Source organism: Methanoregula sp. (assembly GCF_041663825.1).
Lineage (GTDB): Archaea > Halobacteriota > Methanomicrobia > Methanomicrobiales > Methanospirillaceae > Methanoregula.
The window spans coordinates 70,691-83,792 of record NZ_JBAYLY010000001.1 but is presented as its reverse complement, the minus strand read 5'-3'; the positions used below and the strand labels follow the sequence as shown (position 1 = coordinate 83,792).

Annotated in this window: 12 protein-coding genes; all 12 read left to right on the top strand. The window is 52.1% G+C overall.

What is annotated here, in order from left to right:
* Positions 1-73 precede the first annotated feature (73 nt).
* Positions 74-1,429, top strand: coding sequence for a DUF6345 domain-containing protein (locus WCX19_RS00460; protein WP_373003324.1), 1,356 nt, complete (start codon positions 74-76; stop codon positions 1,427-1,429).
* Between the two features lie 11 nt (positions 1,430-1,440).
* Positions 1,441-2,217 (top strand): hypothetical protein, encoded by a 777-nt coding sequence (locus WCX19_RS00455; protein WP_373003321.1) that lies wholly within the window; start codon positions 1,441-1,443, stop codon positions 2,215-2,217.
* A 402-nt stretch (positions 2,218-2,619) separates the two neighbouring features.
* Positions 2,620-3,219 carry a hypothetical protein gene (locus tag WCX19_RS00450; RefSeq protein WP_373003318.1) on the top strand — a complete coding sequence of 200 codons (600 nt, stop codon included), beginning with the start codon at positions 2,620-2,622 and terminating at the stop codon, positions 3,217-3,219.
* Between the two features lie 89 nt (positions 3,220-3,308).
* On the top strand, positions 3,309-3,935 hold the full coding sequence (locus WCX19_RS00445; protein ID WP_373003315.1) for a hypothetical protein: 627 nt from the start codon (positions 3,309-3,311) through the stop codon (positions 3,933-3,935).
* Positions 3,936-4,430: 495 nt separating this feature from the next.
* Positions 4,431-4,748, top strand: a complete 318-nt coding sequence (locus tag WCX19_RS00440; protein WP_373003312.1) for a hypothetical protein — start codon at positions 4,431-4,433, stop codon at positions 4,746-4,748.
* Positions 4,745-5,605, top strand: a complete 861-nt coding sequence (locus tag WCX19_RS00435; protein WP_373003309.1) for a hypothetical protein — start codon at positions 4,745-4,747, stop codon at positions 5,603-5,605. The genes WCX19_RS00440 and WCX19_RS00435 overlap by 4 nt, the downstream gene beginning before the upstream one ends.
* Before the next feature lie 78 nt (positions 5,606-5,683).
* Positions 5,684-6,028: a hypothetical protein gene (locus WCX19_RS00430; protein WP_373003306.1), complete on the top strand. Its 345-nt coding sequence runs from the start codon at positions 5,684-5,686 to the stop codon at positions 6,026-6,028.
* Positions 6,029-6,101: 73 nt separating this feature from the next.
* Positions 6,102-7,421 carry a serpin family protein gene (locus tag WCX19_RS00425; RefSeq protein ID WP_373003303.1) on the top strand — a complete coding sequence of 440 codons (1,320 nt, stop codon included), beginning with the start codon at positions 6,102-6,104 and terminating at the stop codon, positions 7,419-7,421.
* Positions 7,422-7,857: 436 nt separating this feature from the next.
* Positions 7,858-9,231, top strand: a complete 1,374-nt coding sequence (locus tag WCX19_RS00420) for a hypothetical protein (RefSeq protein ID WP_373003300.1) — start codon at positions 7,858-7,860, stop codon at positions 9,229-9,231.
* A gap of 170 nt (positions 9,232-9,401) precedes the next feature.
* Positions 9,402-10,421 (top strand): hypothetical protein, encoded by a 1,020-nt coding sequence (locus tag WCX19_RS00415; protein ID WP_373003297.1) that lies wholly within the window; start codon positions 9,402-9,404, stop codon positions 10,419-10,421.
* 82 nt (positions 10,422-10,503) lie between these two features.
* Positions 10,504-11,499 carry a hypothetical protein gene (locus tag WCX19_RS00410; protein WP_373003294.1) on the top strand — a complete coding sequence of 332 codons (996 nt, stop codon included), beginning with the start codon at positions 10,504-10,506 and terminating at the stop codon, positions 11,497-11,499.
* Positions 11,500-11,502: 3 nt separating this feature from the next.
* The gene (locus WCX19_RS00405) at positions 11,503-13,077 is read left to right on the top strand and encodes an outer membrane lipoprotein carrier protein LolA (protein ID WP_373003291.1); all 1,575 of its coding nucleotides are present in this window, start codon (positions 11,503-11,505) and stop codon (positions 13,075-13,077) included.
* The last annotated feature ends 25 nt before the right edge of the window (positions 13,078-13,102 follow it).

The window sequence follows — 13,102 nt, the reverse complement described above, 5'->3', positions numbered from 1 at the left end:
CCGGTAATTTCACTTGGCACATTAATATTCACCCGCTCCAGTATTCAAAGAGAGGAGCCCTAAGTGAAGGGAGGTGAAAAAAATTCAAAAACAATCTGTTTTCCTTATTTTTGCGATTCTGGTTATCCTCATTATTATTGCCGCCGCACTTGTGATGCTGCCCTCTTTAACAGATTCCCGGATGTTATCTCCTGCGGGGACTGATTCCGGTAACTCTCACGCTGACAACGAACCCGGGAATAATAAAACCGTGTCGATCGTATCAGTGTCCCGACAGTCCGGGGACGGGACGATCCGTTTGTCCGGCTCGGCGGACCTTCTCTCCGGTTCTGCAATCCTGTACGAGGTCTGGCCTGAAAACGCTGTCACCCTGAAAAAAACCACGGATGAAATATCAGGAGTATCCGGCAGGACCCTGACATACACCCGGAATGCGTCAGTGGTCTGGTCGGTTGACCTGGATACAGCATCATGGAAAAACGGGGAATACGTCGTCAACGCGTGGCCGGAACAATTGGATCCTCTGTACGGGGACAGGAAAAAATTTACTCTCCCCTTGGAGGATTCCATTAGGACCGGTACCGGGAAAGATGCAGGAAACGGGGAAATTATTCTTAATGAGGTAATCCCATCTGAATTATCCTCAGTTCCGGATTCCATAACGCCCCTCCCGACTCCCGACATACCATTATCGACTCAACCGGCCTCCCCGGCCGTACCGGTGACCGTTTCCATGCAGGATCCCGGGTCGCTATGCAATCTTTCTGTTGCCGGTCCCCGGGTTCCTGTCCCTGTCGATACGTCCGTCCCGATCCGGGACCCGATGCCCGGAATCCGGTATTCCCTGAACGAGAGCGATTCCGACAGGACTATCGTACTTGATAAGGGAGAGACCGTTGAGATCAACCTCCGTTGGAGACCAGGACATGGCTTACACTGGATCGTCCCGGTTTCCGGGTGTGGGCTCGATTTAGTAAATGATGGATATTACGACACTGGTACCGATTTCTGGAATACCTCCGGCTATTACCGGGCCAGGTATCGGGCGGTCAGCCCCGGGACATCGGTCCTTAACGGGGATGCGACCAACAAATGGATCATACTGGATGCATGCAATGTCTTAACGGATACCGATTGGGGGAGTGCCCTGAAATACTCACACGGGTTGCTTGGGTTTACATCAGATAAAACACCAAGTACGGATCTTCCAGATCGGTTCTTGCGTAACACAATTGATAATGACTACACGATCTCTTATTCGTGGCAGCGTGCCACACAGGATACGTATCAAGGTTCTGGATATGGTGCAAGGGTCATATTCGATACCCCGGACCAGTTGAACAACGATCATCTCTCGGGTCAGGGAACCGTGGCATCGAACGAACTGGTGGATGACAATACTGTATATGTCTCTTCATGGATGTGCTGATAATGGTAACGATGGCAAAATTATTCGGTATTATTGCAGGAATAATCCTGGTAAGCTCAATTATGGGTGTATTGATCCTTGTGCCAAGTGTGAACGAAAATACATCCTCGTACGTAACCCAGGGATCGATATCCCAAGTTTCGACGGATGAAGTGTTCGCGCTCGATATTGCATTACCACAATCTCCGGCAACAGCACCGGTATACAAGGTTATTGCTGCCGACTCAATCTCAAAAGGAGATCCAAAATTAATGGATGCCAAACCAAGCATCCCTTCAGAAGCAGAAGCCCCGGCCCTTGCTGAAAAGGCACTTGAAAAATATGGCGGTCTGCCCAAAGATGCAATCCTCACTGGCATCGAATGCGTATCGATAAAAAAATACAACACGGAAACAGGTATTGTCGAGGCAGAATACCCACAATGGACAAGTGTCCATTACCGGCAGCAGATTAACGGATCGCCCACCATGGGACCCGGTGCGGGTCTTACAATAAATCTTGGGGAAAACGGGGAATTGCTTGGTATCAGCAAAGGATGGCGTACCCTTGAATATGCCGGTGAAATTCCGGTGATCACGGTTCAGGAGGCATATGAAAAACTCAAAAACGGGGAAACGCTGACGGTCTATCAGTCCAGTCGGGCGGGTCTCAGGGTATCCGATATCAAGTTGGGATATTATGCTGAAGATACAAATGTAGATCAGAAATACTATACCCCGGTCTGGCTGTTCTATGCCACAAAAGACGGAAAAACTACCTATCCCTGGCCGGTAGATGCACGGAGGTAGGATTCTCTACCGACACCTGCCCTTCGGGCAATCACCGGAAAAAAACGGTATGTCGGCAACCTGCCCGGGGGCGGGAGCATGCCCTCCCCCAAAAAAACCGCCCCTCTTTCCCCCCTTCAGGAATCCGTGTTACGAACCCAGTATTTCGTGTAAAGGGAATGGCCAGAAATCATTTAACTGATCGGGCGAAAGCACAAACTGCGGATATCGACTGCGCTCTCAAATACTGGCGAGCCCCGCCGCGCTACACGGAATACCGGTACTTCATTGATTGCGGCCCGTGGAATTTTGATAAAAAAGCGATCGTTTTCCCGGGCTGGGAACGGTTGCAGGAAAGGAAACAGACGATGACAACACCGTGTAACAGGAATCGCACGAGCCTGTCCGAACGGGGTGAATAATATGGAAAAGAAATGGATTATGGCAGGAATTGCCCTGGTATGCACGGTTGCCTGTGCCGCTCTTGTCCTGTCTCTTTTGATGAATGCCCCGGCCACTTCGGCCCCGCAGGGATCTACCACAGGGTTTATTTTAGAGACAAAACTTCCCGAATCCCCTGCTACAGCGCCGGTATACACCGTTGCGCGGATTCCGGAGGTTAACATTTCCACTATCCCAGATCTCGGTTCGGGCTCTCTTCGCACCAATGCATCGTTTGTTGCGCAGATTGCGCTACAGGACAGAAACGTTCAGAAAATGATTAGTCATGGAAGTATCATTCGCGGTGTAATCGATTTCACGCCGTCAAGACCTAAAGAATGGAATATGAGTGCTGGTCCGACGCTTTGGGTGGATTACCGGGATATTGATGTCTATTTCTATGTCAATGAAACAGAGCAGTTTATTGAACGGTATGAGATCGTTGTCCCGGGGTACCTGTATCGAAAAGAGCGATCAAATACTGGAACCTGCCTTCTTGATAAAAACGGTACTGTGGTGCTGGCATTCAATACCAGCGAAGTTTGGTTCCCGATGGAAAACATTTGCTCTTATTCACACTAAAATAATCGCGAAGAACAGTTTGTCGGGGGCAGCACACAAATTGCCAGCGATCAAAAAATTTCGCACAGGAATGATGGGATGTGTCATCGATGGAAAAATTAAAAATAAACGCTTATTATCTGGCGGTGCTAGTTTGTCTGGTTATCCTAGTAATTGCCGGAAGTTATTTTGTTTACAAGGCGTATCATCCGTCAGAAAAACTTCGCCAGAACCAACAGCAGGACCTTACCCTTCAGCCAACACCTGTTACTCCAGCACCGGCTCAGTCAACCTCTCCGGCCGTCTCGGTACCTGGCTCTACTCAGGAGTCCGGGTCCCCCCGGTGCGATTCCCCTCCGGTTGTCGATTCCCAAATCCCTGTTCCGGCTAATATATCCGTTGCAATCCGGGATCCGGTGCCCGGAATCCGCTACTCCATTGGAGAGAACGATTCCGGCAAAACGATCGAGCTCGCGACGGGGGATATTGTTGAGATCAACCTCCGGTGGATCCCGGGGCTTGGTTTTCACTGGGTCATCCCGGTCTCCGGGTGCGGGCTTGAACTGGTAAATGCCGGCACCTATTCCGATGGTGGCGATATCTGGAATACCACGGGCCATTATGTGGTCAGGTACCGGGCGGTCAGCCCCGGGACATCGAGCATTGATGGAAAATTCATTCTTGTTCATGAAGAAAAAGGAGATCTGGGGTTCAATCTTACCGTGATCGTGAAGTAGGGCCAGGGCGGGTAAAGATGCTCGTTCGGAAGAATGTGTCATCAGGAACTTTCGGTATCTTGTCCGGATCGCCCCCTCTCCCCTGTGCGGGAGCCCACCCGGAAAAATTTCGGCCAAATGAAGTGTGCTATTAGGTGCGCCGCTCTCCGGCAATAAATCCCGCACGGGATGGAAGGAGGACGGGTGATGGGGAGTATGGATCGGCATTTTTTACGTAAAGGGAATGGCCAGAAATCGTTTATACGATCATGTTGAGAAGATTGACTAAAACAACCTGAATAAAAGTCGTGACATTCCCATGCCAATTTCCAAAAAAATATCTCCCGTTATCGTGATTGTCGGTCTCGTCATTATCGTTGGCGTCATCAACCTCCTCGTTATCTCATCCCTCCCGTGGATGTACTATAGTTTCCTGCACCAGCACGATCCCAATGCAATAGGGCCGCAGGCCAGTACACGAAATTTGTATCCTATGCAAAGGGGGGTGCACTCTTCATGAACCAGCGGGTTGTATGTCCCCGGGGACTCCTCATCTTCGTATTTTTTCTTTCCCTCATCCTCCCCGGTGCCATGGCAGATGGCACCATCTCGACAAAGACCGCAGTGTTCTTTGAACAAAACGGGAAACCGTTTGACAGCCCGGCCCCGTCTCCTGTGGCGCATATACCGGCACTCCCGGCGGAATCCAATATATCTGCCCTGAACAAAACCACACCCGGTTCCCCTCCGACCCAGGTCCCGGCCGGACGATCCATAATCGATGAAATCTCCTGCTGGTTTGCCGGGCAGTTTAGGGGAAGAGGTCATTCATGAAATCACGGTTCCTGCTCCTTATCTTCATAAGCCTAGTCCTGATTTCCGCACTTCCGGCGCATGTCGATGCGAATGCATACCGGCCAACGCTCACGAACGTCTATTTTGAAAAGGATCATGTACCCTTCAACGAATCTATTCGATTTACAATAAATTGTTACGGGTACCGGTGCGAGAACATTGGTTGTACCGCACTTGGCGACAACAGGATTCCCGGTACGTATACGCAGGATCTTGTATTCTCATTCTTTGCGACCTGTCCGGGATACGGGTGCCGTATATTCGAACCACACTCCTCGACAAGCGATATGAGAATCGATTATTGTTCCCTTGAAGGGGAAACAAGTTCAGGAAATTTTGTCATCCCCCGGTACTCGGATACCCCGTTCCCGGATTGTTTTGCAGCTGGAGAGAATATCTATGCGGTTGATGATCAATCCGGGAAAAAATATATCAGAACGAATTCCCGGTCATATTCATGTACGCGGGAACGGGAACAGGAAAAAAAGCGGTGCGACCAGTATCTCATTACATTTGACCGCGCCGATGAAAAAAAGTATAATGTAAGCGACCAGATTCTCCTGAACCAGACTCATGGGATCGTATCTACCCCCATGTATACGGAATGCCAGAGTATGATCGATCGACAATTTGACTGCACCCAGTACCTGGAAACACTGAACAGTTCCTCATTGATCCTGGACGACCGGGGTAACGTGGTATCCGAAGTTTGTTCTTTAAGATTTTCCCTTCCTGAAGGTAACCAGACACCGGCCGATCCTCCCGGGCATCCGGATTTCATCACTTCGATCTCCTGCTGGTTTGGCTGGTTCCTTGGCAGGGGATGCAGCGTATGATCCCCGTACAACTCCGGTTTTTCACAGGAGATTTCCTTTACGCAAGGATCCCGCCGCACTCAGGAGCACCCGGTTAGCATGCTTTATGAAACACAGTTCCTGCTGGCGCTCGCGATAACGATTATCACCGAAGTCACGATGCTTGTCGCATTGATCCGGTTTGTATTCCGCGATACGGGCATCCCGATCCGGAGTATTATTGGTATCGGTGCACTCTGTACGGCACTGACACTCCCGTACCTCTGGTTCGTGTGGCCGCCATTCGTGGACGCGGCATACTACCCGCTGATCGGCGAACTGCTGGTCGTGCTTGTGGAGGCAGGCGTGCTAAACCAGCTGCTCGGCCTCGATGTGAAGCGGGCGGCAGCCTGTTCGCTCATCATGAATGCCGTGTCGTTTGGGATCGGGCTTCTGGTTTTCTAGGATTTCTGCCGCATATGTGTAGAGAAAATAGCTAGAAACCGTATATAGCAGCGGGTCAACAGGTAAATTTTATATGCGACGCGTGAAAAACGGGAAGTACCCCAGAATGAACCTGCGGCCCGAGCAGAATAGGATTGGCATATTACTTGTTGGGACGATCCTGCTTTGCGTTGTTGCCCTTGCAGGGTGTACCGGTACAGATACAACAACACCGGCTATTCCTTCCACCACCCAAGGAACCGCCGGTGTTACGGACGCAAACAACCGGTTCGCGTTCGACCTGTACTCGCGGCTTGCAAAGGATCCGGCATACACGGGAAACAACCTCTTCTTCTCGCCATTTTCCCTGTCGTCGGCCCTTGCAATAACGTACGAGGGTGCACGCGGCCCGACTGCCGATGAGATCCGGTCCGTATTTTACTTCCCCAACGATACTGCCGCACTGAGACAGGGATTTGCAGACATGAATTCCGGCATGAACAATGGATCTGCCGGGTATACCCTGGACACGGCAAACGCGCTCTGGGTGGAAAAGACATACCCGTTTCTCACGGGGTACATAAGCACCGCTGCCCAGTACTATGGTGCAAACGCAACCTCCCTTGATTTCATCAACCGGCCCGAAGAGTCCCGGGCAATAATAAACCGCTGGGTGGAACAAAAGACCCAAAATAAAATACAAGACCTGGTACCTGCCGGTGGAATTACCCCTATGACCCGCCTCGTGATCACCAATGCGGTGTACTTTAAAGGCACATGGGTCACGCAGTTCGATAAGAACACGACACGGGAAACGAGATTCCGGGTTTCGCCGGAAAAAACGGCAAACGTGAAGATGATGCAGAGGATAGACGAGAATGCCGTGTACCGGTATACGGAGACCGACGATCTCCAGGTACTTGCACTGCCGTATGCGCACGACAGCGGCAAGGAACTGTCCATGCTCGTTCTTCTCCCGAAAGATGATAACCTGATGGCGGCAGAACGTGCCCTGGACCCGGTAAACTATGCAGGCATACAAAATTCACTGGTATCCCAGCGCGTGAAGATCTTCCTCCCGAAATTCCGGATTGAGACGACCGCCCACCTCCCCAGTACCCTTGCTGCCATGGGAATGCCGACCGCATTTTCCGGTTCTGCGGATTTTTCGGGGATGGATGGCACACAGTTCCTGTACATTGAGGATATCATTCACAAGACATACATCGATGTGAATGAAGAGGGAACGGAAGCTGCGGCTGCAACCGCTGTGATTATGTGGGGGAAAGGGAGCGTTCCCGAAGAACCTACGGTCCCGGTATTCAATGCCGACCATCCGTTTCTTTTCATCATCCAGGATGACGAAACCGGGGCCATTCTCTTCATGGGCCGGGTCACGAACCCGACCGGCTAACACTGAACCGGGGATATGCGTCCATCCGGTATCCCCCGGCTCCTTTTTTTATTCAGTATCCTTACAATAAAAATCAGGAGACCCGTTTTTGAAAAAATAACGTTCAGGGATAAATTAAAGCTCCGGGATATACAGGAGGGGAAAAAAAGATCGTGCAACCGCAATTGCCATGTCCCGAAGCGTGACATCCCAAAGGAAATGGGGGCTACAGGTCTTCCCGGATTAATTCCGGCGCAAGGTCCTGTCCCGGTTCAACCACATGCCTTCCATTCAACGTCCCGGGTCCGTGCATACCGATCGATACGACAACAAAGCAGGCTGCCGCGATAATGATCCCGGGGAACAGTGCCTCTCATATGATGTGTAGAGAAAATGGCTAGAAATCGTTTATATAATAAAAATCATAGGGTGACTATCAATAAAACCTGGCGATGCAATGAACCCGTCCCTATCGAAATACATGGTTGCTGCCCTGATGCTCTGCTCACTTGTCGCTGCGTGTGCCGCTGTTGAATATTCCGGAACGTCAGCGGGTGTGCAGACCGCTGTTGCGGTTGCGCAGGGAGGATCCGTCGCAATCCCGCTCCCGGAACCGACACCGGCCGGCGATCTTACCGGCAATTATACGAGACTTGAGATCATGCCCTCGTACATACACTTCCTGCTCAAGCCGGGTGCGGGCGACGAACAGGTCGTAACGGTCAGGAACCGGGACGATAAAACGATCACCGTCAGTCCCTTCGTCCAGCAGAATCCGTACAACGGGCTGTACCAGGTAGAAAAATCCTGGGTCTCCATCACCCCGGCCCGGGCAGACATCCCGGCCGGGCAGAGTGCGAAGTTTACAATCCGTGCCACGCTCCCGCAGGATACCCCCCGGGGATCGTATAATACCCAGATTGCCTTTACGGACGAACAGTATCCCTCGCCCTATCCCCAGACGTACCCCAATTACGTCCACACGCTGAGTTTCTCCATCGATGCGGCGATAACGCCGGTGATCCGGATAGATCCCCTGTATATCAGCGACCAGCTGGAGGCGGGAAAGGAGTACCGGTATACCGTGAATATAACAAATACCGGCCTGACACCGATCCCGCTGTCGCCCCGGGTCGGGAGCGACAATTACCTGGTGTATTCCTCCTCCGGCCCGCAGGAACCGGTGCTGACCGATAAGGCGATTACGATCGATGCACCGTCATCGGTACCTCCCGGAGGGAACGTGACCATGACCGTGACCGTGCAGGTCCCGCCGGGAAAGAGCGGCAGTTATAACGGGTATATCGATCTGGGCATTGACGACCCGGCAGTACGGGAAGGCGAGGGGCGGGTCTCGCTTGGTTTTCAGGTCTGGCAGCAGCCTTCAGGGGCATTTACCCGGCAGTTTTCCATGAGCTCGCCGGACACTATTACCGTCAGGCTCACGGCAACACCTCAAGGTTATCCGTCTCCGGGCACCGTGCGGAACTATCCGGTACGTGAACCCGCGTTTGACGTAACACTTGCCGGACCGTACGGGAATGTTGCTGTGCAGCAGGTGAAAAAAGAGATCACTGGGACGGTCAGTGTCGGTGCGGATCCGCTGATCTACGGAATGGGAAATGCCGGGGAGTACCAGCAGGTCAGCACGCAGTATGTCTATACCTACACCGCACAGGGAAGAGCCGGCGCGTGGACGCTTGCCGTGACGCCAAAAAACACGCAGACGTTTGGTTATACGATCAGTTTCGGGAGTGCACAGGAGGAGTCGCCCCTGCTTGTCCCGCAACCGACCCTTGTCTGGGGTCTCCGGGGGACAAACCTGGTATAAATCGATTAAAAGGATGTGACGGGTGAGAGAAAGTACCGAAACCAAGGTTGCAGGCGGTGTCATTGTCGGTATCCTGATACACAGCCCGCACCGCCCCCTGCCGCACTTGTCATTCTTGCTATCGGTTGTATCGGAATACTTGCTGTCGGTCAGCGAAGAGGGGGAGATACATGAAGGAGCCCGAAGTTGAGGAGCCTATGACGAAGACAAAAAGTATTGGTCTTTTCGCACTGACCGTTATCTTTGGACTTACGTGTCTCGGTTCAATAACGTGGATAAACCAGATTGTCAACCACGAGTTTTTCTGGAGTGGGATAGACGGAGTATTTGTCGAGTTCGGTTTTATCATCGCGTACGTACTGGGAATAATCCTGATGGGCTTTATTGCATCGATGATATTCCGAAAATATACCAACTCCCGCAAGGACCTTTTAGTGATAAGTGCCTGCTCCGGCTGCGTGACAGGAATCTTCTGGTTCTTTGGCATGCAGTTCCTGAACGTCGTCTATGAATACCAGCTTGGGCATTATATCACCAGCACAACTGTTTTGGATATCATTCCCCTGACCATTACGCATTTTTTCTGGAGCGGCCCCTTAATGTGCCTGATAATTCTTGCAATCATGGGTTTGGGAATCACAGGATCCCTGATTTTTTCATACTGTGATCGCACTCCGGAAGGTACCCTGCCGGGCACGAAAAACACGGGAAGAACGCCAGTACAAGTCAGAACCGTGATTATTGCGTTTATCGCAGCGATCCTGATGAGTATTATCCTTCCCCTAGGTGGGGATATTGCAGCGATCAGTTCCGGAACGAATTCGTGCTCGCAGTGTGGTCCCTGGAATCCCGTTTCCATGACGGTAACGAGAACAGACAATTCGACGATAACCCTGCAACTCTCCATGGATTATGACGGCCATGCAGGGAACCGCCTGATTCCCCTGCAATCCCAACCGTTGCAGATCCTGGTGGATGACCGGGATTTCTCAAACCAGTCTCTTATACAGGATCAGGATCTTTCCGATACGATCAATCCTCATGAGGGAATCACGACGTATGTCGATGGTTCATCAGTGACTCTTTCCGGCCCGGATCTTATAAGGAGTAGTTCATCCGGAACTCACATTTACGTTGTCAGTTATTATAATCAGCAAAACCCGTGGGTTGTGGTGGATACTCATGTGTGAGGCACGTGAACGGGAGATGCAGGACCCTTGTTATCTGCCTGGCAGTGAGCGGAAAGTAATAAAAATGAAGGTCTGACCGGTTATGAAAAAACTCCTCAATGAGAGCAACCTCTCGAACCTGGCAGGAGCACTGGCATTCCTGCTCATTTCGGTATATTTTATCAGCATTGTCCTGTACGGGCAGCCGGGAATTGCCGAACCCTTCATTATCACCGGCATCGGACTGTTTTTTTGTTGTGTGATTATCTACCTGGCGAAAAAATACCCGATAAAAAAGATCGCCCTCGCCATCGGAACCGGTATCTGTGTCTCTCTTCTGGTGTTGGTTATCGTGGTATTGATCGGTACGTCGCTGGTCAGCGATCTGTCACCTCCACTGCCCGTCGGGTCATCCCCCGGTTCCATGGAATACAACCGTACCATCACCCTTGATGCCCCGCTGCCCGTATCTCCTGCGACCGTGCCGCTGTACCGGGTGGTATCCGCGCAGAGATTCTCAACCGGGACCGGCACGGCCTTTACGGTGAAAAAACAGATCCCTGCAACCGGAGAGGCACCCGGGCTGGCAGAAAAAGCGCTTGAAAAATACGGGGGACTCCCGGCCGATGCAGTCCTTGAAAGGACCGGGCAGGTATTCATGAAAAAATACAACCTCCAGACCGGGACCGTCGAGGAGCAGTACCCGCAGTATACTCAGGTGATATACCGCCAGTATGTCAACGGTTCCCCGGTGATAAATTCAGAAATATCCGTCTCGCTTGGGGAGAACGGGGAACTTCTTGACCTCTCCAAAGACTGGAGCACCCTTGAACCTGCCGGGAAAGTCCCGGTCATCTCTGCTAACGAGGCATTTGAAAAACTTCAGGCACGGGATCTGTTCATCCCGATCCAGGGCTCTCTTGACGGTTACCACATCTCCCGGGTACAGTCCGGGTACTATGTCGAAACGCACCTTCCCGACGCGTCGGCCCTGCCGGTGCCGCCGGATACCTGTACGCCGGTCTGGATCTTTTATGGGATAAAACCGGGAACCGACAGCGATCCGTTCCCCTTGTTGATCAATGCTACGAGGGGATGAGAGATGAGAGTCGGTCTTGTATTGGCATTTGCCATAATGCTCCTCATTGGCATCAGCAGTATTATTCCCGGTTGTATGAACAGCCAAGAAACCAGTTTCACCCCCGTCGACTTGGCAAGCACTTTCTTCAACCATGCCAACCTGATCACGGATTACCAGTCGGAATATACGTCAACATCTGACGGAACCGTCCAGTTTGACTGGAAGGCACCGGCCCTCTACCGGATGGAGTATATCAATTCCACGAACCCGGTGACGGGATCCCTTTTAATCATGAACCGGACAACCGCCGTAGAATATAGTCCCGGGGAAAAGACCTATCATATTGAACCGGATATGCAGTATCTTCCCCAGCATGATTACCAGAAGATGGTGAGGCAGATCGTGCAGGACGGGCAGTATTCGGTTATTGGCAGGGAGGTTATGAACGGCCACACGATCTACCTGATCGAGGGCCTCCCGGATAACTGGCAATCGAAAGATATGCCCTACCTCATCTCTAAAGTCCGGGCATGGATTGATCCCGAGTCAGGGTTGGCCTGGAATATTACCACGTTTTACCCGGCAGACACGGTAAATAACCAGATCGATTATTCCCGGATCGATGTTAATACCGGTATCGCAGACGATCATTTCGCGTTCGTCCCGCCGCAGGGATCGTCCGTCCAGTGCGGATATACCGGAGGATCAACGGATGCGGAGAATTATAATCCGAAAAACCTCCCCCCTGCACTTGAACCCGGCTGCCTGAACTGCACGGACGCGCTGCTGACCCGGCCGGTCGGGGGATTCAGTGGCGACAAACTTCTGGTATCCCTCTATGACTACGAGGCCGGAGGCCGGACGATCGATCCGGATCCTCATCGTTCAATAAACTATACGTTCTATGCCCGGGCTATGAAGCCGGGAAACGTCAGGTACACGGTGTCCCGTGTCGCTGGTCTTTACGATACAGAGCCCGAACCGATGCCGGAGAATATCTCCGTCTTTGTTGAACCCGGTGAATTTACCGCAGAGCCGGGCCATGAATATACATCGGCAGTCACCGTCCATGTGAAGCCGGGAACCGTTATGAGAGAAAATTTCTGGATCCACATTCACGCAGCTGTGGAAGGTGAGCCAGATGCGCTCACGGACGACTGGGTCCGGCTTGCCGTTGATGACGGATCTGAGATGAGCGGTATGGGCCTCTATCACTTTTACCAGGGGAGTGGCGGATACTGCCAGAAGGTGCTCGTGATCCGGCAGGGCGAAACCGGCCATACCCGGTTTGCAATCCGGAACAGCGAGCTCGATACGGGAAATGTGACGCTGGGCCTTGTCACCAGCCCGTGCAGTGTCGATCACGGGCCGTTACGGCCGGACGAACGGCCCGCGTGGCCGGAGGGGATCCGGGCAACGATCACCCCGGACCTGTTTACCGGCAGGAGTTTTGCCACGTACCTTACGGACATGTCGTTTGATATCAGCCTAGAGGTTCTGCCCGGGGATTATTGTTTCAGCGCAGTCCTCCGGACCCCCACCGGTGGAGGCGATTATGCCCCGTTTACCGTACGGGTGATACCGGGGGAATCGTGAGGTTGCCAGGAATAAATCCAAGAGG